This window comes from Chelatococcus sp. GCM10030263 (assembly GCF_042666455.1).
Lineage (GTDB): Bacteria > Pseudomonadota > Alphaproteobacteria > Rhizobiales > Beijerinckiaceae > Chelatococcus.
The window spans coordinates 862,252-887,205 of sequence record NZ_JBHTDB010000003.1 but is presented as its reverse complement, the minus strand read 5'-3'; the positions used below and the strand labels follow the sequence as shown (position 1 = coordinate 887,205).

The window sequence follows — 24,954 nt, the reverse complement described above, 5'->3', positions numbered from 1 at the left end:
GCATCCCGCACCCCTGAGGGTGACGGAGATCGCGTCACGGCTTCATCACGCATCGGTGTCACCGCTACTCATGCCGTCGCCGCCGTCATCTGGGTAAGCTTGCCCTCGTTCTTGCCTTCCGCGAGGTTTCGCACCACCACGTAGAAGATTGGCGTGAAGATCAGGCCGAACAGCGTGACGCCGATCATGCCGAAGAACACGGCGACACCGACTGCCTGGCGCATCTCCGAGCCGGAACTTGTCGACACAACCAACGGGAGCACGCCGAGGATGAAGGCGAACGAGGTCATCAGGATCGGCCGCAAGCGAAGCCGGCAGGCCTCGATGATAGCCTCGCGCCGTGACTTGCCCCCGAGCTCGCTATCGCGGGCGAATTCGACGATCAGGATCGCGTTCTTCGCCGCAAGCCCCACCAACACCACGAAACCGATCTGGGTCAGGATGTTGACGTCTTGGCCCATTATGCGCACGCCGATGGTGGCCGCGAACAGGCACATCGGCACGATCAGGAGCACTGCGAACGGCAGCGTCCAGCTCGCATATTGCGCCGCCAGCACGAGATAGACGAACAGCACGCAGAGCGGGAATACATACAGGCCGGCATTGCCACCCGTCACCTGTTGATAGGACAGATCGGTCCATTCGAAGGAGAAGCCGCTCGGTAATGTTTCGTCGGCCAGCTGCTTGATGGTGTCGAGCGCCGTCGTCGAGCTCACGCCCGGTGCCGGCTCGCCCTGTAGCTCGGCCGCCGGATAAAGATTATAGCGCGCGACACGATCGGGCCCGGAGATGTCTTTGAAGTCCACGACGCTTCCGAGCATCACCATGTCGCCGGCGGCATTGCGAGTACGCAACCGAGCAAGATCGGAGGTCTCCTTGCGGAACGGCAGGTCGGCCTGCGCCGTGACGTGATAAGTGCGTCCGAACAGGTTGAAGTCGTTGACATAGGTCGAGCCAAAGTAAGTTTGGATCGTGTCATTGACGTTTGCGATCGGGACGCCGAGCTTCTGCGCTTTGACGCGATCGATATCGACGAAGAGCTGTGGCGTGTTGGCGGAGAACGGCGAGAACACCGAGGTCAGGTTCGGTGACTTGCGCGCCGCCGCCACTAGCTCGTCTGTCGCAGCTGCCAGCAATTCGGGACCGCGCCCTTGTCGATCCTGGATGCGGATGGCGAAGCCGCCGCCGGTGCCAATACCCGGCACCGCGGGCGGCGGAATGACGATGACAAACGCGCCCTCGATCACCGATAACCGCTTGCGCAATTCGGCGGTAATCGCACTCGCCGATAATCCCTTCTTCTGCCGCATCTCCTGGTCCTCGAACACCGGAAACAGCGCCGCGGAGTTGGCCGACTGTGTATACGTCGCACCGTTGAAACCGATGAAAGCCCCCATGCGGACGATGCCTGGCGTATCCAGCACGATCTGCTCGATCTGGTGCACCACTGCGGTAGTCCGCGCCAGCGACGCGGCGCCCGGCAATTGCGCCGAGATGATGAGGTAACCGCGGTCCTGTGCGGGAATGAAGCCCTGTGGGGTGGTCGCCAGAAGCCAACCGGCGCTACCGATCAGCGCGAGATAGATCACGAGCATCGCCACCGAATGCCGGATCACGAAGTCGGCGGCAGCCGCGTAGCCATACGCCAGGCGATCGAAGACCCGGTTGAACAGCCTGGTGAAGCTGTTCCAGCCCCGCGCGATGATGTTCCAGCGCGCCGGCGCACGTTTCTCCTCGTGCGGCGTCAGGATCAGCGAGGCAAGTGCTGGCGACAGCGTCAGTGAACAGAAGCACGAGATCGCGGTCGCGACCGCGATGGTGACAGCGAATTGCCGGAAGAACTCTCCGGAAATGCCACCCAGGAATGCCGTCGGCACGAACACTGCGCAGAGCACAAGCGCGATCGAGACCAGCGCGCCGCCGACCTCCTCCATGGTCTTGAGCGTCGCGTCGCGCCGGCCCATACCGTGCCGGAGATGTCGCTCGACATTCTCGACAACCACGATGGCGTCATCGACCACAATGCCGACCGCGAGGACCAGACCGAACAACGTCAAATTATTGATCGAAAATCCGAGTGCGGCCATCACCGCGAAGGTACCGACCAGCGACACCGGGATCGCGATGATCGGGATGATCGCGGGTCGCCACCCTTGCAAGAACACCAGCACCACGATGACGACGAGCGCCATCGCCTCGTAGACCGTCTTGATCAGCTCATGGATCGATTGGGCGATGAATTCGGTTGGATTATAGCCGATATTGTAGTCGAGCCCCTTTGGGAAGCTCGCCTTCAGCCTCTCCATGGTGTCCTTGATGTCCTTGGCGATCGCAAGCGCGTTCGATCCGGGCCGTTGAAACACCAGCATTGCGACGGCCGACTTGCGCAATATGCGGCTGCCGGTGCCGTAGGAGAGCGCGCCAAGCTCGACGCGAGCAACGTCGCGCAGCCGTACGATACGACCGTCGGAGCCGGCTTTTACGACGATGTCCTCGAACTCGCTGATATCTTTGAGACGGCCGGTGAAGACGAGGTTCGGCTGGAATGCCCGATCGGCGATCGGCGGCTCCGCGATCTGTCCGCCAGCAATCTGCAGGTTCTGCGCGCGAATCGCTGAAAGTACCTCGCTCGATGTCAGGCCGAGATTGGCGATCCGGTCGGGATCGAGCCACAACCGCATCGAGTACTCGCGCGCACCGGCCATCTGGATTTCGCCGATACCATCGATCCGCAAAAGCTGATCGCGGACCTGCAGCAACGTGTAGTTGGAGACGTAGAGTTGATCGAACGTGTTGTCGGGCGACAGCATGAACACGGCCATCAGGTTGTCGGGCGAGTTCTTGCGCGTGATGACGCCGTTGCGCTGCACCTCCTCGGGTAGCCGCGGCTCAGCGATTGCGACGCGGTTCTGCACCAGCACCTGGGCCTGGTCGAGGTCGGTCCCGAGCTTGAAGGTGACGGTGATCCTGAGTTGGCCGTTCGAGGTCGCCTGGCTGTAGAGATACAGCATGTCCTCGACGCCGTTGATCTCCTGCTCGATCGGGGCGGCGACGGTGTCGGATACGGTCTGCGCCGAGGCGCCAGGATACTGCGTGGTGACAGTAACGGTCGGCGGCACCACCTGCGGATATTCCGAGACTGGCAGTGTTAGATAGGCGATTGCACCGACGATCAAAAGCAATATCGACAGCACCATCGCTAGGATGGGTTGGTTGATGGAAAGCCTTCCGAGATTCATGGCTCGGCACCTGCTGGCTTGTCACCTGTCGGTGTCTGCGCCATTTTCGGTGTCACCTTGGCACCGACGCGGGCACGCTGCAGCCCGTCGACGATGACATGATCCTCCGCCTTGAGGCCCTCGCGAATCACGCGCAGCCCGTCATCGAGTGGTCCGAGCACAACCGGCCTTGCCTCTACTGTGTTGTCTTCCGTGACCACGAACACGATCTTGCGGGACTGGTCGGTCGCGATGGCGGTGTCTGGAATCAGCAGTGCCTCATATGGCGCGGAGCCAATGATCCTGACCCGGCCGAACTGGCCTGGCAGGATCGAGAGATCCTTGTTGGGGACGATCGCGCGACTGCGCAGCGTCGCGGTCGAGTCGTCCAGTCGATTGTCAAGGAAGTCCATTTCCCCCTCATGCGAGGGGCTTGTCTCGCCGGCCAGCGTCACCTGCACCGGGTTTGGTGTGTCGCGCGAGCCCGGCCGCAGCCCTTCGGACCACAGCCGGCTGTTGCGCCGGTAGGTCGCCTCGTCGACGTCGAAATAGATGTAGATCGGGTCGAGCGATACAATCGAGGTCAGCAGTGTGGCGCCGCCCCCGCTACCCTGAACGAGATTGCCAGGGGTCACCAAATGCCGGCTGACGCGGCCGGCGATCGGCGCCACCACATGGGAGAATTCGATGTTGAGCTGTGCGGCCTTTAGCGCGCCGTTGGCTCGGGTCTCGGCTGCGCGCGCCGCCTGCAGCGCCTGACGGCGTTGATCGAGGGCTTGTTCGGAGACCGCACGGCTCTGAACGAGGCTCAGAGCGCGCTCGAGATCGCGCTTGGCAAGCTCACCCTTGGCGCGTGCGTCCGCGAGCTGCCCCTCGGCTTCTAGCGCGACCGCCTCGTATGGCCGCGGATCGATGACGTAAAGCAGATCGCCAGCGCGGACGATGGCACCATCCTTGAACTCTACACGGTCGACGAAGCCGCCAACGCGGGCACGCACCTGAACCTCCTCGATCGCCTCAAAGCGACCGGTGAATTCGTCCCAATCGGTGACGGTCCGTTTGACCGGTTGCGCCACCGTCACCGTCGGGGGAGGCGGGGCTACCTGCGATTGCGCCTTCTCATTGCAACCGGCGAGCGCGAACGCCAACAGCATACCGATAGGTGAGCCGCCACATCGTGCAAGTCGGCGAAACGAACCGCGATCGCGCCGTGTCACTGGAGCTCTATACTTCGTTATTTCAGTCCCATCCACCTCAGTCTCCCCAAGAGCCTAGAATGTTAAAATTGAACTACATGGGTCGACAGACGCGACATCTCTGCTGGCGGCGTCGTCGTTTCGCGCCGGAGGTCTACGGGGTAGCTTCAAGTCCTCGACCAGCATCGCCGAGGCGTGCCGCGCGAGCGCCTGGGTCGGGGCGTTGGTGTTGCCGCTTGTGATGTTCGGCATGATCGAGGCATCGATCACCCGGAGACCATCGACGCCGCGGACCCTGAGCCTCGCGTCAACCACCGCCCGCTCGTCCTGGCCCATCCGGCACGTGCCGACCGGATGCCACATCGTCGTCACGGCACGCTTCACCCATTCGCCGATCTCGGCGTCCGTCTGGATGCGCGGCCCAGGCTCCATCTCTTCCTCGATCACCGGCGCCAACGATTCCTGCGCCATGACCTTGCGGATCGCGTGCACCGATTCGACTGCGGCCCTCAAGTCCTCTTCCTCACCCATGAAGTTCGGGTTGATGAGAGGCATCGATGTCGGGTCGCTGTCGGCGAGCCGCACCCAGCCGCGGCTCTTCGGTTGAAGCACGACGAGCTCGAAAGTGATGCCCGAGCGATCTCCCGTAGCTTTGAGGTCCTGGTTCGCGATGATGGGCGCGTGATAGCATTGGATTGTGGGATCTGCGGTGAAGTCGGACGGGTTCCAGTGCGAAACCGTCTCGATGCCGGTACCGGCGGCCGGGCCATCCTTGGTGACGAGATAGCGCAGGCCCGCCTTCACAGTGCCGAGGCCGTGCGCGGCGGCCTGATAGCCGAGATCGCCCTTCACATACGCGCGGACCGGTACCATCGGGTGGTCATGGAGATTTTCGCCGACCTCAGGAGAATCGATGATCACGGCGATGCCATGCTCGCGCAGCTGCGTGGCCGGCCCGACACCCGAATGCATCAGAATCGTCGGACTATGGACGGCACCGGCCGACAGCACCACCTCGCGGGCCGAGATTGTCTTCAGTCCATTGTCGCTCAGCTCGACGCCGACGGCCCGCTTGTTTTCGATAAGAATGCGAGTGACGGTCTTGCCGGTGAGAAGGGTCACGCGGCCCGAAGCGAGGTGCGGGCGCAGATATGCGTCGACCGCACTGCATCGGCGGTGATTTCCAACCGTCGACTGCACGGGCGAGACGCCGATCTGGCTCTCGCCGTTATAGTCGGGATTATAGGGAAGCCCATATTCCTGAAAGGCCTTGAGGCAGTATTGGTTCAGTGTGTTGATGCCCTTGGGCAAAGAAACCGCCAGACCGCCATTGATGCCATGATATTCGTCGTGGAAAGTGTCGTTGTCTTCCTGCGCCATGAAGACCGGAAGCAGGTCCTCGTACGACCATGTGCCGGTGTCGCCGACCGCATCCTGCCAAGCGGCAAAGTCGCGCTCCTGACCACGGACATAGGCCATTGCATTGATCGAGGAGCCGCCGCCGAGCACCTTGGCAGAACGATACGCCTTCTTGATGCCATGCTGGGGAACGGTCTCGTATGTCCAGACATGCCGGTCATGGGCCAGCATTAAGGCGAATCCGGCTGGAACGTGGATGAACGGATCGCGATCCATATCGCCTGCCTCGATCAGCGCGATCGATGCATCCGTATGTTCGGCGAGATAGCTGGCGACGACGCAGCCGGCCGCGCCCGCCCCAACAATGACGATATCGTAGGCTTCCTCGGACATCAGACTGATCTCTTTCGCGCCATCTGTAGTGTTCAATCGACGACTGGAGCTGGCGCAGCATCATCGCGGCGCCAGTTTTTGGAAAATGACTTCGCGCTTGCAGCGAGGGAAATGACCTCTCGCCATGGAGTCGATAGCTGATCGTTATGGGAGATCGTAGGGCCGCCTGATACGACACGGCCGCAGTATGCCTACTTCGGGAATGGGGCGAGGCTCTGGGCCACGCCATACTCCATCACGACGAAAATTACACGCTCCAGGGCTCTGACCTCATGGAGTGCATAGCTGAAGAGCATCGAACCGATTACCGCTTCCGGTCTCGACATGGAGGCGCGGACTCGTGAGGGTGGCGGGCGAGCGCCTGACAAACGCACCATTTGAACGGAGCAGGACATGTCGACAACTAAAGGACCCCCGGTCATCGACGGCGACCGCATTAACGCGGCCGACATCCCCAGCGCGCTTACGCGAGCACCACTCACCTACGCCGACGACGCGACGCAGGTGTTCACCCCTGACGGGCGCACCGTCTACACGGAGAAGGGGGTCCGTTCGTCCGGAGAGTGGAAAGTGGACGAGGACGGGCGCTTCCAGTCGTTCTGGCCGCCGTCGGAATACACCACCTACGACGTCTCTTGGATCGCCGGCTCGGACGGTCAGGCCATCGGGATCAGGTTCGCCGACCCGAAACGAGGGGCAACGTTCGACGGCAGATACACCCCTGGACGCGGGTGACCTCGTGATTTTGCGTTAGTGGCCCAAGATGTTCAGCCCTCGCTTGCCGCCATTGTTTGAAAAGGTCCACGCGAAGGTGCGGGCATGGTCTGAGGTCGTGCCCGCACCTACGTTCACTGTGAGCTTGGATCGTCGATGAAACGCGGGGTAGTCTAGTTCTCCTCGCCCACGTACCTGACACGTCCGGTGGACCGCTAGCAGCGAGCGAACCAGAGCTCAAGGCTGCCGGCGATCGCTCCAGTGCTTGCCACCGGTAAGCCCCAGCTCCTAGGCGGTGTCGGAGGGTTCGAAACCGGCAAGCATCGTGCTGTCATCTGGACGAACGGCGACGGATTGTGGCTTCGCGGTGCGATCCGTGGACTTAGGTTTCCGCCGCGGCGCCGTGCGGACCGCGGTACTCCATTTGGGCCAATCAAGGAAACACGCGTCGATGGACGTTCTGACTGCAACGCTGTCCCACAGCGATAACAGCCTCTTTCGCTCCGACGTCGTCGAAGGACTGTCCCGCCTTCAAAAGACCATCCCATGCCGCTGGCTTTATGACGAACGGGGTTCCGACCTCTTCGAAGAGATCACGCGCCTCGAAGACTACTATCCGACGCGCTCGGAGACAGCGATCCTGCGGGCATGCCAACCCGAACTGCGACAGTTCGCCGGCCCGGGATCTATGCTGATCGAGTATGGGGCGGGTGCGGGAGTGAAGACCGAACTCGTGCTGAAGGCGCTCGCGGAGCCGCGGGGCTATGTCCCCATCGACGTCGCGCGCGAGTACCTGCTGCAAACGGCGCGGCGGATGGAAAGCCGCTTTCCCTCCTTGTGGGTGCGGCCTATCGAACGCGACTTCATGAGCGCATTCGAAATGCCCACGGGTATGCCCGTGGGACGGCGCGTCGGATTCTTCCCCGGTTCGACAATCGGAAATCTCGACATTCTGGAAGCCGAGGCTTTCCTCTCGCAGATGTTGCGGCATGTTGGGCTCGACGGCGCCGCAATCGTCGGCGTTGACCTCGTGAAGCCGGTCGAGAGGCTGCTGCGCGCCTACGACGACAGCGAAGGGGTTACGGCGCAGTTCAACCTCAATCTGCTCGCCCGCATCAACGGGGAGCTCGGGGGCGACTTCCACCTGGATCGCTTCCGGCATGTCGCGCGGTGGAACGACGCCGAAAGGGCGGTCGAGATGCACCTTCTCAGCCTCACACACCAGTGGGTCTCGATCGGTCGACGCCGATTCCAATTCCGGGAGGGCGAGACCATCCACACGGAGAGCTCGAGGAAATACGATCACGAAAGCTTCGGCGCGCTCGCAGAGCGTGCAGGCTGGTGCGTGTCGCAGGCCTGGGAGGACGACGGGCGGCTATTTTGCGTGTTTGCCCTCTCGCCTCGGGCCGGGGGCGGGCAGCGCTGACATGTCTTCCCAGGGCAGTCGTCAAACGACAAGTCGGGAGAGGCGCGATGCAGAGCATGGATCACGTTGAGCTCCCGCAGGGTTGTTGCGAGCGTCGCCTCCTCCTGCCACGGGGGCGCTACGCGACCACCGATTTTCCAGCCATGGCTGCACCGGCCTCCGTCACAAACAAATCGGCCTGAAGCGGTCAACGCACGTCCGCATAGGTTCGCGGGAATTCATAAAGCTTTTGCCGGTCGCGGAGGAGCTCAGCCGGATTATTCATGTTGCGGCTGAATATATCTAATTCGGCCGTAACCACTACTCGGTCAGCGGCAACTGGGCGATTGTTCCAGCGTCTTCAGTTGGAGGCAACGAAGACCGAACCGATCGAAACCCCAGATCAGGTTGGAGTGCGGAAGGACCCTTCACCCAGTTGCGCAGGCTTCCGGCGTGAGATGGCATCGTCCTGCCGTCCCGGAACCGAGCTGATGTGGGCCTGAGCACCATAAAGGCTTCTGGACGTGGCAGGCGAGCCGTTCTGGCGTATATCGCGCCAAGATCTCGACAAGTTGATGACGACCTTGGATGTCACCTTCGTCAGGCTGTCGGAGTGTACGCTTGCGGCGGGTGCCCACCTGGCGGTTCTTCGCGGGGAAGCCTCCACCATCCATTACTGCTTTCGAGGCGGTGGGTTCATCCTTCTGGACGATGAGGCGCCGATACGCTTGATGCCGCACACACTGGTGATTGTCCCGCCTGGGCGGGCAATGACAATCGCCGCGACGGAATACCCGACCGCACCACGGAACGCCGGCAAGCACAGCAACGGCGGATTCACGCCGGGGTCGTCGCAACGGCACTCCGTGGGAAACGGCGAGCCGACGCTGGTACTTGCGTCCGGGTCCTTCCGAGCCAACTACGGTCCGGCGCTCGACTTGTTCGCCCCGCTTGCAACGCCCATCGTCGAGACGTTCGACGTGCACGACCAGCTCGATCAGGTGATGTCTTACGCAATGGCCGAGCTCGCTGCTCAAGATGTTGGTGGAGGGCCGATGTCGGCCGCGCTTCTGAAACTTGTTCTGCTCGCATTACTTCGGCGCTGCCTGGTGTCGACGAACGCGTGGGTGGAGCGGTTTTCCATCTTGAGCGATCCGCCGATCGCGCGGGCTTTCGCCGAAATGGTTTCGCGCCCGTCCGCGGCGCACACCATCCGGAGCCTGTCGAGGGCCGTCGGTCTCAGCCGCTCGGCTTTCACGGCGCGTTTTTCCGCCGCCTTCCGAGAGTCTCCGATGTCATTGCTCCGTCGGATACGGATGCGCCACGCAGCGGGTCTACTCGCGGCCAACGCGCTGTCTATCGACCAGGTCGCCTTGAGCGCCGGCTACCAAAGCAGGAGCAGCTTCACGCGCACTTTCCGCAGGTACTACGGCAGCGACCCGTCGGAATATCGCGCCAAAGCGCAGTGCGCCTCGTTCGACAGCCCGACGCCGGCCGAAGACGCGCTTGAGCAATCCGATGCGGCCTGACGCCGGCGTCCACCGTGAGAAAGCGCCAGCGCCGGCGCGCGACCGCGGCGAGGTACCCTGAACGCGCCTGGAAACCGCGCAGCCGGGCTTCGAGTTTTCGATAGCGCGAAGAGCCGGTCACCGGCTTGCCGACTCTGTGACGAAGCTCAGTCGAATGCCGGCGCTGGAGAGCTCAGTGCCTTGCAGGAAGTTGCGGCCTCCGAGGCGGCGGCCGGCGTGGCCAAGACCATTCACGAGGTGGTGCTCTGCCCTCGCCGTGATGGGTCGTCACGGCTCTGCGTCTAGTGTCGGCAGTCGCGACGTCGCCGGGATTTTCACTGGAGGCGTTCGGCGATCTTGCGACGGAGTATCTTCAGGTCGTTGGCGAACATGCGAATGCCTTCGGCCAGCGTCTCGGTCGCCATCGCGTCCTCGTTCATGATCCACCGGAAGGTCGTCTCATCCATGGGGCCCGCAGGATCAGGGTGCTTTATGTCGACGGCGACTTCGCTCACGAACCAGTGGCAGATCCCATCTTCCGCCGTCCGGAGGGTCCGCGGCTCGGCCGCGACCGGCGCCAAGATGCGTTTGAGTTCACCCCCCTCGGAAGCAAGCGCGTCCATGAGGGCTGGCGTGATCGTAAGCCGATCGCATCCGGCCAGCGCCTCGATCTGGCCGGTGTTGCGAAACGACGCGCCCATGACGATCGTGTCGATGCCGTTCGACTTGTAGTACCTGTAGATGTCACGCACGGTCCGGACCCCTGGATCCTCGTCAGCGGTGAATTCTTCTCCGCCAGATTTCTTGTGCCAGTCGTAGATACGTCCCACAAACGGCGAGATCAGGAAGGCGCCGGCCTCAGCGCTTGCGACTGCCTGGGCTCGGTTCAGCAGCAACGTCATGTTGCACTTCACACCCTCACCCTGGAGGATCTGCGCAGCGCATATGCCCTCCCACGTCGAAGCGAGTTTGATGAGCACGCGCTCGGGTTCGACGCCTCGTTGTTTGTAGGCGTCGATAACCTGACGGGCCCGCGCGACCGATGCTGCGATACTGAACGACAGGTTGGCGTCCACCTCGGTGGACACGAAGCCTGGCACGAGTCGCAAGAGCTCGATGCCGACGGAGACTGCGAGCCGATCGGCCGTCGCGGCGGCGACGCGTGCAACCTCGCCGCTCTGCTTTCGACCCCACGCCAACGCTTCTTCGACGACATCCCTGTATTCGGGAGCGTCAACCGCCTTCAGGACGATCCGGGGATTGGTCGTGCAGTCTACCGGCTTAAGACGCGCCACCGCAGCGAGATCGCCCGTGTCGGCGACCAGCGTCGTCATTGCGCGTAATTGATCCAGCTTCGACGCCAACGCGTTTTCCTCTCGATGTCGGCGCCAAGGCCGTTGCGTACGGCATTCGTGCGAAAACCGATTTCCTGTCGCCGGTTCGCGCTTTCTCTGCCGGGCGCGTGACCAGGGTCGCCGGGCCCTGCTCGTTCAGACCGGCTTTCCCGACTGCTCCTCCTCGAATGTCACCGCAATAGCCGCGTTCGCAGAAAGACGAACCCTCTGCCCCTCGACATCGGCGACAAGTCCAAGGTCGATGAAATGCGCGTGGCCTTTGTGCCGGCCCTCGCCGCTGTCACGCTTCGCGAGCCTGATGCGGCCGTTGACGACACCCTCGACGGTGCCGACGTGGACGCCGTCCGCGCCGATGACTTCCATGTTCCTGGCGATCTTATCCGTGGTCATCTGGTCTCTCCTTTTGGTTTCACCGATTGCGCTGGACCTACAAATCCTCCGCCAAGCGAAGTCCCGCGAATTGCCAGCGCATGTGCGCCGGGAAGAAATTGCGGTAGGTCGCGCGGAGGTGTCCCGGCGGCGTTACACACGAGCCTCCTCGCAAAACAAACTGCCCGGACATGAACTTGCCATTGTACTCGCCGACCGCGCCGTCGACCGCGTGAAAGCGCGGATAGGGTGAGAATGGACTGCGCGTCCACTCCCAGACATCGCCGAACATCTGCTGCAAACCGGCTTTCCATGGGGATGCGGGCTCTGGCGCGAGACGATTGAGGTTCAGGAAATTGCCCTTAACCTCGAGCCTCTGCGCGGCCACCTCCCATTCCGCCTCGCTCGGCAGTCTCTTTCCGGACCACGTCGCAAACGCATCAGCCTCGAAGTAACTGACATGCGCGACAGGCGCGGTGGGGTCGACAGGCTGAGGGCCCCTCAGCGTCATCGTCCAGTGCTCACCGTCGCGCGCCTCCCAATAGAGCGGCCGCGACCAGCCCTCAGCGAGTACCTTTGCCCAGCCCTCTGACAGCCACAGGAGAGGCTTCGTATAGCCGCCGTCCTCGATGAATTCCATCCACTGGGCGTTCGTCACCAAACGGTTGGCGAGCCGGAACGGCTCGGTAAAAACGCGATGCCGCGGTCCCTCGCTGTCAAACGCGAAGCCTGGTCCGGCGTGGCCAATCTCGACGATCCCGCCCTCGAAATCGGTAAAGGAGAGCGCAGGCAAGACTTCGGTTTCAAGCCGCGCCGGGGCAGGAGCGCAGTATGGCGGTTGGATCGGATTTTGCGCGAACAGATGGAGAATATCCGTGAGCAAAAGCTCCTGGTGCTGCTGCTCATGGTGGCATCCGAGTTCGATCAACTCGGCGACCTCGGGGGGCGGCTGTAAGTTGAGCAGTCTCGCGATGGCGCGGTCGACATACTCGCGATACTCGTAGATCTCGTCCAACGCAGGCCGCGAGATCATGCCGCGCCGAGGACGCGGCTGCCGCGCCCCGAGTGTCTCGTAATACGAATTGAACAGGAACGTGAACCGCTTATCGAACGGCTCGTAGCCCTTCAGGTGAGGCGTGAGAGCCATCGCCTCAAAAAACCAGGTCGTATGCGCGAGGTGCCACTTTGCGGGACTCGCATCGGGCATCGACTGGACGGTCGCATCCGCGTCAGAAAGGGGCTCGCCGAGCTTGTCGCTCGTGTGCCGGACGTCGCGATAGAACCGCTCAAGGTCGCTGGGCGTGAGCACCGACTGGAAGAGATGCGCAGGGGCCATTGCAAGTGCTCTCTATGAATTCGGAATGGGCTGTCGCAGCGGGCATGGCACCGCGCACGTCAAACGATATGCAACAATCCGAGGCCTGGAGTCTGAAGGCCGTGTCCGGCCGTCCAAACCTCGCCACCTTGTCGCCGCGTGGGCGACTTCGCCGGGCGGCGAGGTTCCTTGACTAACGGTTCACAATGCAAACGCAGTCATGCTTTGCGCGCCGTAGACGACACGTGCTCACCGTCAGGCGGCGTTCCTGCGCGGCAACTTCCATTCCGGCCGGATGAAGTGGCAAGTGTAACCGTTCGGACGGCGCTCCAGGTAGTCCTGGTGCTCGGGCTCAGCCTCCCAGAAATCGCCCACCGGCGAGACCTCTGTTACCACCTTGCCCGGCCACAGTCCCGAGGCTTCAACGTCCGCGATCGTGTCTTGCGCGACGCGGCGCTGCTCTTCATTGGTGTAGAAGATCGCCGACCTGTAGCTCGTGCCGCGGTCGTTTCCCTGCCGGTTCGGCGTCGTCGGGTCGTGGATCTGGAAGAAGAACTCCAACAGGTCACGGAAGCTCGTCTTGCTCGGATCGAATATAATTTCGATCGCTTCCGCATGCGTGCCGTGGTTGCGGTACGTGGCGTTCTTGACGTCGCCACCCGAGTACCCCACCCGCGTCGAGAGGACACCGGGCAAGCGGCGCACCAGCTGCTGCATTCCCCAGAAGCAACCACCAGCCAGGACCGCGCGTTCTGTTGTCGCTGACATTATCGGACCTCCTCCTTGTCAAAGAGTTTCGCGTATTCGCCGTACCCCTCGCTCTCCAATTGGTCGCGGTGGATGAAACGAAGGGAAGCGGAGTTCATGCAGTATCTCAACCCTCCCTTGTCGCGTGGCCCGTCGGGAAAGAGGTGTCCCAAGTGGCTGTCGCCGTGCTTGGAACGGACCTCGGTCCGTGTCATGCCGTGCGATCTGTCGACCTTCTCGACGACATTCGTGGCTTCGAGGGGCCGCGTGAAACTCGGCCAGCCGGTGCCGCTATCGAATTTGTCGAAGGATGCGAAGAGCGGCTCACCGGAAACGACGTCGACGTAGAGGCCGGGCTCCTTGCTGTTCCAGTACTCGTTGGAAAAAGGGCGCTCGGTCCCGTCAGTCTGCGTAACGCGGTACTGCTCGGGAGTGAGCTTCGAGACCGCTTCGGGGGTTTTGCTATAGGTCGCCATTTGCGGAGCTCCTTTTTCTGTGCTGGTTTGAAGATAGGAAGCGGGGCGTCGACCGTCCAATCACCCCCGGCTATAGAAACGATGCCATGGGTATCGACACTGGCGGTGTTTCAATCTCCCGGGGCCAAGTCAGTTGCCCCGTCGAAAGGTCCGACATTGTCAGAACGGAACTTTGAATCGGCGCTCGCCGCGCTACCAACCGGCTACGGTGAAGGCGTCTACAAGGGTCAAAGATATGCTGTTACGCTACGGAAGTCTCGCGACGGAAAGAGGACCAGCCTGTTCGCGCGAGCGCTCGCAGGTGGCGACGTGGTCAGCTTCAACTTTTACCGGCTGAGGTCGGGCGAGGACGCCTTGCGGCCCTGTGAGATGCCGGTCGAGAAAGTCATCGCGTTCGTTCTCGGGTATGCTCCTGATCGACCGGGGGCTTGAGCAAGGCTACGCCGTTGCCGGCGACGCATGCACCGCCGGCTCGTTGGTTGGCGCAGGGCTCAAATCCCGTCGCGATGCTCGGATGGATCTGTGCCGGTCCGGCGCCATCAATCCGGCGTCCACGGCGAGCGCCGCCGTGGTCACATCACGCGCTGGTACGCTCCGAAGACCGCAACCCAGGCGATGTCCGAGGCGGACGTGCCACCGAACCCCGGCAGTCCACGACCGCGAGGTCTTGCCGCTGGATGACTTTCCCTTCAGCTAGGCTGGGGAAGCGGCCTGGCGCAGCGAGGCCAGGATCTGCGCCGGATCCTCCCGTATCGTGAAATCGGGCTCGACGAATGCGCTACGGATGCGGCCTTCGGTATCGATCACATAGGTGGCGGGTATGGGCAGCATCCAGACCGGTGACCCGTGCCGGGCGCCGAAGTCAAAACCTAGCCCGGAATAGTGCGCAACGGTTTCGTCGGGCATCCGAAACAACACGCCATACGACACGGCAACTCCGTAGTCGACATCGGCTAACACTTTCAGGTCCAAGCCCAGGTTCCGTTTGAGCTCCCGTGGGAAGCTCCTCGTCTCGGGCGTTATGACCGCCAGGGTCGCGCCGACGCTCTCGAATTCGTCTTTCGCAGCCTGGAGGGCGCACAGCTCAGCGGTGCAGAACGGACACCAGCCGCCTCGGAAAAAACTCAGGACGAGGGGGCCGTCGCGGCGCATCTGCTCGGAAGAGTGAAGACGGCCGTCGGCGTCCGGCAAGAGGAAGTCCGGAGCGATGTCTCCGACCTTCAATGCGCGCGATGCCACCTCCGCATCACGGAGCCACCCCACGAGGTGGTTATATGACTCCCAATCCGCCGCACTGAACGTATTCATCAGCTCGGAGCGAATCTCGGCGAGTGTCTTGTCGGTATTATTTGGCATCGCTGAGACGTCAGGCTGCGGATCGATTGGCTCGGAGCGGCTTACAGCCGCCATACGTGTCGTGGTCATGCGGGCACATTTGCGGCCTCCGCGAGCGTTGCATGCGGCATGCTCTGGTGAGGGACTTCGATTGACCAGTCGCGAAGCCGCGCGACCTTGATGAAAGCATCCAGCGCCGGCGAGTAGCGGCGGCCCTGCACAACCAGCAACCGCACCTCTCGTGCAACCGGATCGCCTTCGAGCGGAATGGTCTTGAGCGTCGGAAGGCGCGGCATGTGCTCCGGCGCAAGCATCACGCCGAAGCCAGCCGCGGCCATGTGCTGCAGATGCAGTTCATGACCGCTGCAGTGGCCAAAGCGGGGCGCGTCCTCAGAAAAATACGACTTTTGAATCTTCGGGGCAACGTCGCATCCGGCGCGATCCAGTAAGATGGCGTCTCGGAGGTCGTCGATTCCGATCGATGGACGGTTCGCGAGCTGGTGTGTCGGCGCGAGAAGCGCAACGTAGCGCTCCTCGAACAGCGACCAGTCGTCGATGCGGGCGGGCATGTCCTGCACGTCCCCAACCATGGCGGCGTTGATCTCCCCCTCAAGCAAGAGGTCGACGAGTTTCTCCGCTACGCCCTCACGCAGCTCGACGTGAAGTCCAGGGACGAACTTTGCAATCTCGGCGATCGGGTCGAGGACGAGCGACGCCGAGATGGAGGGGGCGAGGCCGATCTTGAGCGAAGCAATTTCCTTGCGTTGGAATTCCTGGGCTCTGCGACGCACCGCCTCTGCAGAGGCCAATGTGCGTTCCAGCATCGGAAGGACTTCCTTCCCAAGGTCGGTAAGTTGCGTCAATTGACGCTCGCGGTAGATCAGCTGTCCGCCGAGCTCCTGTTCAAGCTTCTGCACCCCCTTGGTCAGAGCCGGCTGCGTGACATTGCACTGCTCGGCCGCGCGAGTGAAGTTGAGCGTGGACGCGACGGCGAGGAAGTAACGAACTTGATGAAGCTCCATGTGTTTTCTCCGTCAAGTTGCCGCCATACTGCCGAGGCCGTGCACTCGACGGCGTGAGAGCGCACGCCGTAATCGTGGCTCATGGATGCCACCTGGAGGCATAGGTTGGAATGGCTTGGTCTATTGGTTTGGACGCCCGGACACGCTTTCTGGAGCTTGTGAGAGCGGGCTAGTGGGCAGTGAGGTGCGCGAGCACCGGCATCAGTTCGGATGGGTCGCCGCGCCGCGTGTAATCGATGCTGATATCGGCATACGCGATCGTACCGTCGGACGCCACGACGTATCGGGCCGGCATGGTCAAGGTCCAGCTCGGATCCCCGTTGAAGGTCGCGAGATCTAGCCCGCAGCTCATCTCGACAGCTCGCAGTTCGTCGGAGACCTTCCAGCGCAGCCCGAACGCGTGCGCGACCTTGCCTCCCGCGTCGACCAGGCTCGCGAATGAGAGCGCATTGAGCCTCTGCGTCTCCAGGCTGTTGTCAGGCGTCTGCTGTGAGACAACCACCAGCGAAGCGCCGAGGCCGCGTATGTCGTGAGAGGCCGATTCGATCGCGCGAAGGTCGACGGTACAGTAGGGGCACCATCTCCCCCTGTAGAACACGATGACCATTGGGCCGCGACACAGCGCCTCCCGTGACGAGAATGCCCGTCCCTGACCGTCATAGAGCATCAAGGGCGGAGCTTGTTCACCGGCCCGCGCGGCCCGCTCGGCCAATCCGGATGTGACAAGCGCTTCCACTGCCCGTCGCCGAACCAACGTCACTTTCGGGGGGGTCTTGGCCAGATCCTCGGCTTTAATCGCGTCCAGTTTGTCTTGGAGCAACATTTTCGGCTCGTGACGCGCGATCCGGTCCGCCAGTAGGATATTCGCTTGTCCAGCGCGGTTCCGGTAGTCTTGCCGCGCGAGTTTGAGTTATTCTTGTCAGGTATCAGTGATCGCCCGTGAGTGAGAGCCTATTTCGTCCGCACCGATCGTCGATGCGGAGAGCTTGGCCAGGTCGGCCGCCAGCGACCTGCGCAGCCGAGATGCGGCGAACTCCATGAAGCGCCGCAGCTTGAGGGGCAGGAGCGCCTGCCTCGCGTGCACCAGATGCACCGGGATCGGATCTGGCTCGTAGTCCTGCAGGATGAGCCTGAGCTTACCTGCAGCCACCGCGCGCGCGACCTGGTAGGAGAGCACGTTCGTCACGCCGACGCCCGCGATTGCCGCGTCAATCGCGGACTCGGCCGTGTTGATCTTCAGCCGGCAGTGGGGACGCACGCTTTTGGTCGCCTTGCCGCGCGGGTTGAAGATCCACGCCATCCCAGACGCCAGGGCTGTGTACGTCACGCACATGTGTTCGGCCAGGTCGTCGGGCGTTTTCGGAACACCGTGGGCGGCAAAATAGTCAGGGCTGCCGCACACCACGCGCCTGATCTCGCCCACTTTCGTCGCGACGAGCGTGCTATCGGACAGCGCGCCGATGCGGACGGCCAGGTCGATGTGCTCGTCGACAATATCGATCGCGTGGTCGGAGAGCGTCAGCTGGACGCTGATCTGCGCGAAGCGCGCGAGGAATTCGTTGACGACGGGGACGACGTGGAGGCGTCCGAAGACAATCGGCGCGGCCAGCATGAGCGTGCCACGCGGGATCGTGTACTCCCCGGAGGCCTGAGATTCCGCCTCGTCGACCTGTTCCAGGATCCGCTTGCAGGCGGCAACATACGTCGCCCCCGCCTCGGTCAGCGACAGTTTCCGCGTCGAGCGGACCAGCAGCTGGGTGTTGAGGTAGGCCTCCAGCTCAGCGACCTTCCGACTGATGGTCGGCAGGGGGACGCCGAGCTGCCGGCCGGCGGCAGAGAAACTGCCGGCTTCCGCCGCGGCTACCAAAATCGACATTGCTTCAAGCCGGTCCATATTCTCTCACATTCCGAGAGGCTATTTCTCACGATTAGCGAATTATGCCGCCGAACGGTAGGGACTATTACAGCCGGGTAAAGGCCGAGTCGGCCAGAATGCAACTGAGAAGAAAAATGCCCCGCATGGCTAGGAGGCGGCTAGCACGAAGCAAATTAGTCGGCGTCGATGTATGGGATCGGAAGCTCGCTCAAGTCATCGTCATAGTTTGCCGCTCGCCCGACGCTGACATTGTCGTTCGTGCGGATGTCGGCGCTGAGGCCGAGCGTTCGCCCGACGGGACACATGTTAGCGGCCCGCATCAGTTCGGCACGTTCGTCGTCGGTCAGGTTTCCTTCGAGCTTGATGGAGCGCTCGAACGAGTCGCGTCCGCCATCGGCGTCATGGTGATACGACACGGCGACCTCGACATGAGAAAGCGGGAATTTCCGCCTTCGCGCCTGGAACCGAATCGTCATCGCCGTGCACGCGGCGAGCGAAGCGCTCAACAACTCGTAAGGGTTCGCCCCGGCCGCCCTGCCGTCGGCGGCGCCAATCGTGAACTCCGATGCGCCAGCACGGCCGCTGAGTGCGCCGGCGCCGTCGAGGTCGCCGGCCACCACAGCCTGTGGGCGGGGAGCGCTATCATCGTTCGAATTCGTCATCGTGCTTTCCTTTCAGATCTTTGACAGGGCGCCCGGCCCGCCGTCGGAGTGGGTCTCTTGACCCTGTGTCGTCGCCTCCGCCTCATGGGATCGATCTGCGCTCCTGCAACCGCGCCGTGGCGTTTACAAGCAACTTGCACTACGTAAGTGCTTGGAGTTCAGGCATGGAGGGTCTCGACGCCCGTGGCATCTGGGTAGTACTGAGGCGCTTCGCGACGGTCGTATTTTCCGTAATCACGTACGATCCGCACTCTCCGGACCCTTGCCTTGTCATTCGGCGCGGACGAGTCCTCGTAGGCTTGCGCCGCAGCGGCATCTTTCCAGGATATAAGGAGAATTAAGTTGCCGGGCGTAAGAACGGCGTCGAAAATGTCCCACGACGTACTGTCGGCGGCCCACGGGTTCAGGCCGAGCCATTCGGCGCAATCGTATGGATTGTTGGTCTGCTTCCACTCAGCGGGACGTGTCGCGTTGATCAGCGTGACAGTGGTTCCTTCCCCGACTTCGGTTTCGTCGAGCCGCTGCTCTGTGAGAGCATACCCCGTCGGCACTTGATTGTCGGCGGTGATCTGGCCGACGCGCAAATGGTAGTCGGCGAAGATTTCGTCGCGGCCCTTCTGCTGAGCCTCGTGATGGCGTTTGCGCGTGCGCCAGCGGACAACCGACTTCTCGTCCCGCCAGTTCGAAAGGGAAAGGATCCAGCCCTCGCGGATCAAGCTCCTGTAGCGTATGTTGTCGACGAAGCCCTCGACTTTTTCCAGCTCGGGGCGCAGCATCGCGGCGTTATCGAGGTAGTCATCCCACTTCTCTTTGTTCGGTAGGACCTCGAAAATCACGGAGAACATGGCTGTATCCTTTCCTGAGTACCGCGAGTTAGTGATCTCGATTGCGAATGGCCCAGCCAGTGACAGGAGAAAACCTCCGAGCCGTCGACGTCGATCGTCTTGACGGCCTCTGTGCAGCTCCTGGTTTTGACGGTACGTCTTCCTTCTCCGGAAGACGATCATCGCCCCGGGCTGCTCGGATGCCCTGGCGTTCGCAAAAACGATCCTCTTGCGAGGCGGGAGGATCGTGTCTCAGGTGCCGTAGCGTTCGGTCTTGATCGCCTTCGCTTTCAGTCCCAGAGCAAGTGCCGCATCCGCGGCGGTGTCGACGAACGCGTTCGACCCGCACACGAAGGCGCAGCCGGGGGACACAGGCAACCGCGCCGCGACGTCAGCAACCATCAGCGCGTCGATGCGTCTGCCGAAGTCGGTGCGGCGCGTCGCCGGCTCGCGTGTCAGCGCCAGGGCGAGCGCGAAATCGGGCAACGAATTCTCGAGTTCGAGGAGCTCGTCCCTGAACAGCACGTCACCCCACGTCCTGGCGGAGAGCAGCAGTGCGACAGGTACGGGTTCGGCGCTTGCCTTCCTGTATCGGATCATGGCCATGAGCGGCACGAGGCCGGAACCCGCACCGATCAAGAGCACCGGCTTCTCTGTTGGCCCAGGCCAGAGGAAGTGCCCGCCAAGGGGGCCGCGAAGCTCGATCGTGTCGCCTACTTGGGCGACGTCGTGGAAAAACGGCGAGACCTCGCCGTCCGCGAGGCGTTCGATCGCCAGCTCGATCACAGGCGAACCGTTCGGCGCCGATGCAATCGAGTAGCTGCGCATGGCTGTGTAGCCATCGGGCGCAGTCAGGCGGACGTCGACGTGCTGTCCGGCTCTGTAGTCGAATGGTTCCGTCAGGCGAAGGGAAAAGCTTTTGATGGTCGGTGTTCTCGCCGCGATCGCGACAATCTCACAGCTTTGCCAGCCCAGCGTTGCGGCCGTTGCCTCAGTCATGCGTGTAGCGCTGCTCACGCCACGGATCGCCATACATGTGGTATCCGCGCAGCTCCCAGAAACCGGCCTCATCGCGTTCTGTGAACTGAAGCCCGTTTACCCATTTCGCCGACTTCCAGAAATAGAGATGCGGCACAAGCAGGCGCGCCGGCCCTCCGTGATCGCGTGGCAGCGGCTGACCTTCGTAATTGGTTGCGACGATCGCCTTCCCCGTCGCGAGATCCGCGAGTGGCACATTGGTGGAGTATCCGTCGTAGCAATGGGCGAGCGCAAAAGGAGTGGGCGCGCTAAGGCCGGCATCGGCGAGAATGTCGTCGATGGCCACGCCCTCCCAGGCGGTGTTGAGCTTCGACCACGAGGTCACGCAATGGATGTCTCGCGTCATCTTGGTTCGGGGAAGGGCATTGAACTCCGCCCAGCTCCAGATTTTGACCGGGCGAGGTCCGACCTTCAGCGTGAAGGTCCAGTCCGCAGGCTCGATCCGCGGCGTGGGGCCGGCGGTTAGCACCGGGAAATTGTCGACGAGGTGCTGTCCTGGGGGGATCCGGTCCGATAGTTCTGATCCGGATTGGCGGCCCGTGAAACCGCGAGTGACCATGGCGGGTTTCCTCCGTCGGTGGGTGAAAGGAACCTCGTCCCTCACTATACGCTAAGCCATTGTGCGCTGAATGAGAAACGTACCGGCGAAGCATGGGATCTCGCGCGGCGAATTTGAAATGACGTCACGCCATGAAGTCGATAGCCGCGCGTTATGATGGCCGTCCACCTTCGGCGTCGTATTCTCGTGAGGTCGACGCGGACTGCTCCAGCAGCTCGGTCAACATCTTGACGGCCTCCGTTAGCTCCAGGACCTCGCGCTCACGCAGCTGGTCGATCTTCTCATGCAGCAGCTCGATCTCGAGCTCTGCCTTCACATTGATGCGGTAGTCGTTCTCCGCGGCCTTGCGATCGATATCCTGCTGCCGGTTCTGACTCATCATGATGACCGGCGCGGCGTAGGCCGCCTGGAACGAAAGCACGAGGTTGAGAAGAATGAACGGATAAGGGTCCCAGCCCCTGATCGCGCCGACCAGGTTGGCGGTTATCCAGACGAACAGGATCGTGCTTTGGACAATGATGAAACTCCACGATCCGATAACACTGGCGACCGTGTCCGCTACCCTTTGCCCAGTCGTCAGGCGCGCGGCCGCTGGGGGTTCATCCATGTCCTGAAGACGAAGCGAGCGGCGTGCTCGCCTGAGGTCGGAGAGCAGGTCGCGCTCGGTCTCTTCCATGCCGTCCTGATCTTCTGTCTTCTTATTCACGTTGCCAGCACCGGAAGGAGGGGTAGAGTATTCGCATTGTGGCCATGGAAGCCTTCTATCGCCTTGAGCGCTGCCCGGTAGGGCATCTTTGGGTATATCGCTTCGCCTCATAGATCGAGCACAGAAAAACCGCCGGTGCGAGGGGCGATCGGTTGAGTGCTTGCTTTGCTAGCGTTATGTTTCGGCGCAGGAAAGGTAAAGGTATCGTATCAATAACTGCCGGGAATGCCGCGCTGTCGCGGCGATTCCCAGGTCGGCGTCCTAAGCAGCGCGGAGCTCTTTCAGAAGGAAGTCGGTAAATGCACGGGCGGCAGGCTTTATGGCCTTTCCGCTGACGAAGAGAGCGTTCAGTTCCATCGAGCCGAAATCCCAGTCGGGCAGCACCCGAACGAGCTTCCCAGCGTCGAGCTCTGCCCGCGCGCTGTTTTTGCTCGACGCGGCGATCCCCAACCCGGCGACAGCGCTCGCCGTGGCTACTTCATTGGTCGTGACCGAGAGTGGGCTATCAACACGCACGGAGGTGACGCGGCCGTCCTGGCGGAAGCAGAAAGTCGGCGAGGGATGCGCTGGACTGATGATCACCGCGTGGTGCGCGAGGTCCGACGGCATCGTGGGCGTGCCGCGCTCCCGTAGGTAGTCTAGGGAGGCCGTGAGTATCCTCGGCTGGTGGATGAGTTTGCGCGCCGTTGCGCTCGAGTCGGGGAGGGGGCCGAACTGGAACGACACGTCGAGGCTCTCGGTTACGAGGTCTGGGTAGCGGTCGGTCACCCGGAGCTCGATCTTCAGCGCCGGGTGCTGCTTCATAAACGCGGGCAGCCGCGGGATGATTTCCCTGAGCGCGAAACTGATCGGCGTGCCGACGCGAAGCGAGCCGCGCAACTCTCCTGTTCCGCGCGCCTCGTGGTCGGCGTCGTCGAGCGCGGCCAGGATTGTCTCAACGCGCATCAGGTACGTCGCCCCGGCGTCGGTCAGCGTCACCGCTCGCGTGGTGCGGCTGAAGAGCGTCGTGCCAACCTCCTCCTCGAGCGCTGCAATCAGCCTGGACACAGACGGCTGTGACAGGCCGAGTTCGCGCCCAGCACGGGAGAAGTTGCCAACGCGCGCGGCGCGGACAAACAGTCTGAGTGCTGAAAGCCGATCGTTCATCGCTTATTGCGCTCGCGGTCAGCTACACGGAGGCCCGAGCCTGTGCGAAGGCTGTCGGGATTGAACCGAGCGCGGCAGCGATCGCCGGGCCGGCGGAGACTGCGGCAGCCCAACTGCCCAATCGCCCGTCTAAGCCGAAAAAGGTCGATCGCTGTCTCGCGTGCGGCGTTCCAGGCATCGTCGGTTTCCTCGGCGGCACCACGCTCTCCGCCGCCGACGGAGATAGTACCTATCGACCTTCAGTATAATGACATGTTTTCGAGACATTGTCTCTCGCAATACGAGAGGAGACGACTTGCGTGTCTCCAATGTCGCTATCGGGAACGCCCGTGCAGGAGATCAAGGCCGGGACTGGCGCGAGGATCGCGGCGCACCGCCGGTAGATATCCTGTCGGCCACCAAGAGTTCCACTTGGCAAACCTTGCCGAGAGACGGGGCGCGCACCTTCAGCAAATGCCCCAAGGCCTTCAATCATTCCAATAACGGTCGGCTATCGACTCCATGGCGAGAGGTCATTTTCTTTTTCGACTGTCATGGACCCACTCTTCAATCCAGCGTTGCCCGCCCTCGTATACGGGCCGAAGCCGACATCCCGATGAACGGTCGCAGGCCAGGAGGTCCACATGCAAAATGAAGAAACAATCGGCGTTTTATTGTCCAGCTCTGTCGAACGCCCGCCGTTGCAGGATGTCGTCGTGCTCGTCGACAGTGCCGGCGTCGCCATTGGAGTGCAGCGGGCGTTCAGCGCAAGAGTGCTTGGCGACCGCGATAGCGACCTTATCGCGTCCAGGTGGGTGGAAATCCCGATCATCGGATCAAATGGTGAGATCTCGGGGATCTTGTGCCACACCAGCCCTCCATCGGACGGGGGAGGAGCGGTCGCGGCAGGCGAGCGGGAGAGGGCGATGGCAGAGCTGGCGGAGTTCGTCGTCCACGAGATCAACAACGTTTTCGCCGTGATCGCCAGCGGCCTGCGGCTACTCGAGTGCCAGAACGACGCCGCGTACCGGAAGGCGATCCTCGGCAACATGCAGGAGGCGGTCAGGCGAGGCTCGGTGCTCAGCCAGCAGTTCCTCGAGGCTTCGCGGCCGCGCCCCAAATCGATCGACGGGTTTGTCGCCGGCAGTCGTCTCGCGACGATAGCGGGAACGGTTGAGCAGGCATTGCACCCAGACATCACGGTCCACACCGAGATCGCCCCTGACTTGTGGGCCTTCAGCGCCGACGCGGAAGAGCTGTACTTTGCTCTGCTGAATCTTTGCCGAAACTCGGCCGATGCGATGCCGGACGGAGGCGTGATTACCGTAGCCGCGCGCAACGCCGGACGGTGTTCCGACGAGACACGAGGGTTCGTCGAGATCGTCGTCGCCGACAACGGGGAGGGCATGCCTGAGGAGGTCCTCTCGCAAGCCCTCGATCCGTACTTCACGACGAAATCCGCGAGCCGCAGTCCTGGCCTTGGGCTCGCCGAGGTCCGGCGGTTCGCCGAGGAACGAAACGGCGGGGTCCGTATAGAGAGCAAACCCGGTGTCGGCACGCTTGTGCGCCTCTTGCTGCCGCGCGTGGAAGCAACTGGGCTCCGCCGCAGCACCGTCGGCACGGAGGTCGCGTATTCGCCATCGCCCGAGGGCGGCGTATTCCATGTCATCAGCCCGGCGATAGCTGCGCCGACGTCGTAGTCGGCGCGAACACCTGGAAATTGGTTCGCCGATGGGGCTCACGATCCTTATG

At 62.4% G+C, this 24,954-nt stretch carries 22 protein-coding genes; 4 read left to right on the top strand and 18 right to left on the bottom strand.

All coding sequences use genetic code 11. The annotated features are described in order from the left end of the window. Positions 1–68: 68 nt before the first annotated feature. The 3 genes from ACFQU1_RS08720 to ACFQU1_RS08710 form a co-directional block, all read right to left on the bottom strand. A complete protein-coding gene (locus ACFQU1_RS08720) occupies positions 69–3,239 on the bottom strand; it encodes an efflux RND transporter permease subunit (RefSeq protein WP_378131369.1) in 3,171 nt (1,056 codons plus the stop codon). Then, positions 3,236–4,378: an efflux RND transporter periplasmic adaptor subunit gene (locus ACFQU1_RS08715; RefSeq protein ID WP_378131636.1), complete on the bottom strand. Its 1,143-nt coding sequence runs from the start codon at positions 4,376–4,378 to the stop codon at positions 3,236–3,238. Before ACFQU1_RS08715 ends, ACFQU1_RS08720 begins: the two co-directional genes overlap by 4 nt. Positions 4,379–4,489: 111 nt before the next feature. Then, a complete protein-coding gene (locus ACFQU1_RS08710) occupies positions 4,490–6,166 on the bottom strand; it encodes a GMC family oxidoreductase (RefSeq protein ID WP_378131367.1) in 1,677 nt (558 codons plus the stop codon). Between the two features lie 393 nt (positions 6,167–6,559). On the opposite strand from ACFQU1_RS08710, the gene ACFQU1_RS08705 reads away from it, so the two are divergent. The 3 genes from ACFQU1_RS08705 to ACFQU1_RS08695 all read left to right on the top strand — a co-directional run bounded on the left by ACFQU1_RS08705 (position 6,560) and on the right by ACFQU1_RS08695 (position 9,814). Next, the gene (locus ACFQU1_RS08705) at positions 6,560–6,901 is read left to right on the top strand and encodes a hypothetical protein (protein ID WP_378131365.1); all 342 of its coding nucleotides are present in this window, start codon (positions 6,560–6,562) and stop codon (positions 6,899–6,901) included. 430 nt (positions 6,902–7,331) lie between these two features. Beyond that, a complete protein-coding gene (egtD, locus tag ACFQU1_RS08700; RefSeq protein ID WP_378131363.1) occupies positions 7,332–8,306 on the top strand; it encodes an L-histidine N(alpha)-methyltransferase in 975 nt (324 codons plus the stop codon). Positions 8,307–8,809: 503 nt separating this feature from the next. Next, positions 8,810–9,814 carry an AraC family transcriptional regulator gene (locus tag ACFQU1_RS08695; RefSeq protein ID WP_378131361.1) on the top strand — a complete coding sequence of 335 codons (1,005 nt, stop codon included), beginning with the start codon at positions 8,810–8,812 and terminating at the stop codon, positions 9,812–9,814. Between the two features lie 314 nt (positions 9,815–10,128). Here the strand turns inward: ACFQU1_RS08695 and ACFQU1_RS08690 are convergent, their stop codons facing one another. From ACFQU1_RS08690 to ACFQU1_RS08620, 15 genes are all read right to left on the bottom strand, one after another. Then, on the bottom strand, positions 10,129–11,157 hold the full coding sequence (locus tag ACFQU1_RS08690) for a transaldolase (RefSeq protein ID WP_378131360.1): 1,029 nt from the start codon (positions 11,155–11,157) through the stop codon (positions 10,129–10,131). A gap of 126 nt (positions 11,158–11,283) precedes the next feature. Then, on the bottom strand, positions 11,284–11,538 hold the full coding sequence (locus tag ACFQU1_RS08685) for a DUF2171 domain-containing protein (RefSeq protein WP_378131359.1): 255 nt from the start codon (positions 11,536–11,538) through the stop codon (positions 11,284–11,286). A gap of 37 nt (positions 11,539–11,575) precedes the next feature. Continuing rightward, on the bottom strand, positions 11,576–12,853 hold the full coding sequence (egtB, locus tag ACFQU1_RS08680; RefSeq protein WP_378131357.1) for an ergothioneine biosynthesis protein EgtB: 1,278 nt from the start codon (positions 12,851–12,853) through the stop codon (positions 11,576–11,578). 234 nt (positions 12,854–13,087) lie between these two features. Then, complete coding sequence (gene msrA / locus ACFQU1_RS08675) at positions 13,088–13,600, bottom strand: peptide-methionine (S)-S-oxide reductase MsrA (RefSeq protein WP_378131355.1); 513 nt, start codon at positions 13,598–13,600, stop codon at positions 13,088–13,090. Next, entirely contained in the window at positions 13,600–14,055 is a 456-nt protein-coding gene (gene msrB / locus ACFQU1_RS08670; protein WP_378131352.1) for a peptide-methionine (R)-S-oxide reductase MsrB, read from the bottom strand. Before msrB ends, msrA begins: the two co-directional genes overlap by 1 nt. A 693-nt stretch (positions 14,056–14,748) precedes the next feature. Beyond that, a complete protein-coding gene (locus ACFQU1_RS08665; RefSeq protein ID WP_378131350.1) occupies positions 14,749–15,480 on the bottom strand; it encodes a peroxiredoxin-like family protein in 732 nt (243 codons plus the stop codon). Beyond that, positions 15,477–16,412: a LysR family transcriptional regulator gene (locus tag ACFQU1_RS08660; RefSeq protein WP_378131348.1), complete on the bottom strand. Its 936-nt coding sequence runs from the start codon at positions 16,410–16,412 to the stop codon at positions 15,477–15,479. Before ACFQU1_RS08660 ends, ACFQU1_RS08665 begins: the two co-directional genes overlap by 4 nt. A 169-nt stretch (positions 16,413–16,581) precedes the next feature. Then, positions 16,582–17,235: a peroxiredoxin-like family protein gene (locus ACFQU1_RS08655; RefSeq protein WP_378131346.1), complete on the bottom strand. Its 654-nt coding sequence runs from the start codon at positions 17,233–17,235 to the stop codon at positions 16,582–16,584. 96 nt (positions 17,236–17,331) lie between these two features. Further along, a complete protein-coding gene (locus ACFQU1_RS08650; protein ID WP_378131344.1) occupies positions 17,332–18,306 on the bottom strand; it encodes a LysR family transcriptional regulator in 975 nt (324 codons plus the stop codon). A gap of 155 nt (positions 18,307–18,461) precedes the next feature. Beyond that, positions 18,462–18,950: an OsmC family protein gene (locus ACFQU1_RS08645; RefSeq protein ID WP_378131342.1), complete on the bottom strand. Its 489-nt coding sequence runs from the start codon at positions 18,948–18,950 to the stop codon at positions 18,462–18,464. A gap of 158 nt (positions 18,951–19,108) precedes the next feature. Next, a complete protein-coding gene (locus tag ACFQU1_RS08640; protein ID WP_378131340.1) occupies positions 19,109–19,795 on the bottom strand; it encodes an antibiotic biosynthesis monooxygenase family protein in 687 nt (228 codons plus the stop codon). A gap of 231 nt (positions 19,796–20,026) precedes the next feature. After that, the gene (locus ACFQU1_RS08635) at positions 20,027–20,773 is read right to left on the bottom strand and encodes a ferredoxin reductase (protein ID WP_378131338.1); all 747 of its coding nucleotides are present in this window, start codon (positions 20,771–20,773) and stop codon (positions 20,027–20,029) included. Further along, on the bottom strand, positions 20,766–21,371 hold the full coding sequence (locus ACFQU1_RS08630) for a sulfite oxidase-like oxidoreductase (protein ID WP_378131336.1): 606 nt from the start codon (positions 21,369–21,371) through the stop codon (positions 20,766–20,768). The genes ACFQU1_RS08635 and ACFQU1_RS08630 overlap by 8 nt, the downstream gene beginning before the upstream one ends. A 151-nt stretch (positions 21,372–21,522) precedes the next feature. After that, positions 21,523–22,077: a DUF1003 domain-containing protein gene (locus ACFQU1_RS08625; protein ID WP_378131334.1), complete on the bottom strand. Its 555-nt coding sequence runs from the start codon at positions 22,075–22,077 to the stop codon at positions 21,523–21,525. A 261-nt stretch (positions 22,078–22,338) separates the two neighbouring features. Next, positions 22,339–23,223: a LysR family transcriptional regulator gene (locus tag ACFQU1_RS08620; protein ID WP_378131332.1), complete on the bottom strand. Its 885-nt coding sequence runs from the start codon at positions 23,221–23,223 to the stop codon at positions 22,339–22,341. A 623-nt stretch (positions 23,224–23,846) separates the two neighbouring features. Here ACFQU1_RS08620 and ACFQU1_RS08615 point away from each other — a divergent pair. Then, a complete protein-coding gene (locus tag ACFQU1_RS08615; RefSeq protein ID WP_378131330.1) occupies positions 23,847–24,902 on the top strand; it encodes an ATP-binding protein in 1,056 nt (351 codons plus the stop codon). The last annotated feature ends 52 nt before the right edge of the window (positions 24,903–24,954 follow it).

Coding starts and splice junctions, on each gene's coding strand:
- ACFQU1_RS08635 (WP_378131338.1), bottom strand. CDS start 20,773: ATGACTGAGGCAACGGCCGCAACGCTGGGCTGGCAAAGCTGTGAGATT.
- ACFQU1_RS08645 (WP_378131342.1), bottom strand. CDS start 18,950: ATGACGAATTCGAACGATGATAGCGCTCCCCGCCCACAGGCTGTGGTG.
- ACFQU1_RS08650 (WP_378131344.1), bottom strand. CDS start 18,306: ATGGACCGGCTTGAAGCAATGTCGATTTTGGTAGCCGCGGCGGAAGCC.
- msrA (WP_378131355.1), bottom strand. CDS start 13,600: ATGTCAGCGACAACAGAACGCGCGGTCCTGGCTGGTGGTTGCTTCTGG.
- egtD (WP_378131363.1), top strand. CDS start 7,332: ATGGACGTTCTGACTGCAACGCTGTCCCACAGCGATAACAGCCTCTTT.
- ACFQU1_RS08630 (WP_378131336.1), bottom strand. CDS start 21,371: ATGGTCACTCGCGGTTTCACGGGCCGCCAATCCGGATCAGAACTATCG.
- ACFQU1_RS08710 (WP_378131367.1), bottom strand. CDS start 6,166: ATGTCCGAGGAAGCCTACGATATCGTCATTGTTGGGGCGGGCGCGGCC.
- ACFQU1_RS08720 (WP_378131369.1), bottom strand. CDS start 3,239: ATGAATCTCGGAAGGCTTTCCATCAACCAACCCATCCTAGCGATGGTG.
- ACFQU1_RS08640 (WP_378131340.1), bottom strand. CDS start 19,795: ATGTTCTCCGTGATTTTCGAGGTCCTACCGAACAAAGAGAAGTGGGAT.
- msrB (WP_378131352.1), bottom strand. CDS start 14,055: ATGGCGACCTATAGCAAAACCCCCGAAGCGGTCTCGAAGCTCACTCCC.
- egtB (WP_378131357.1), bottom strand. CDS start 12,853: ATGGCCCCTGCGCATCTCTTCCAGTCGGTGCTCACGCCCAGCGACCTT.
- ACFQU1_RS08660 (WP_378131348.1), bottom strand. CDS start 16,412: ATGGAGCTTCATCAAGTTCGTTACTTCCTCGCCGTCGCGTCCACGCTC.
- ACFQU1_RS08615 (WP_378131330.1), top strand. CDS start 23,847: ATGCAAAATGAAGAAACAATCGGCGTTTTATTGTCCAGCTCTGTCGAA.
- ACFQU1_RS08620 (WP_378131332.1), bottom strand. CDS start 23,223: ATGAACGATCGGCTTTCAGCACTCAGACTGTTTGTCCGCGCCGCGCGC.
- ACFQU1_RS08665 (WP_378131350.1), bottom strand. CDS start 15,480: ATGACCACGACACGTATGGCGGCTGTAAGCCGCTCCGAGCCAATCGAT.
- ACFQU1_RS08705 (WP_378131365.1), top strand. CDS start 6,560: ATGTCGACAACTAAAGGACCCCCGGTCATCGACGGCGACCGCATTAAC.
- ACFQU1_RS08685 (WP_378131359.1), bottom strand. CDS start 11,538: ATGACCACGGATAAGATCGCCAGGAACATGGAAGTCATCGGCGCGGAC.
- ACFQU1_RS08655 (WP_378131346.1), bottom strand. CDS start 17,235: ATGTTGCTCCAAGACAAACTGGACGCGATTAAAGCCGAGGATCTGGCC.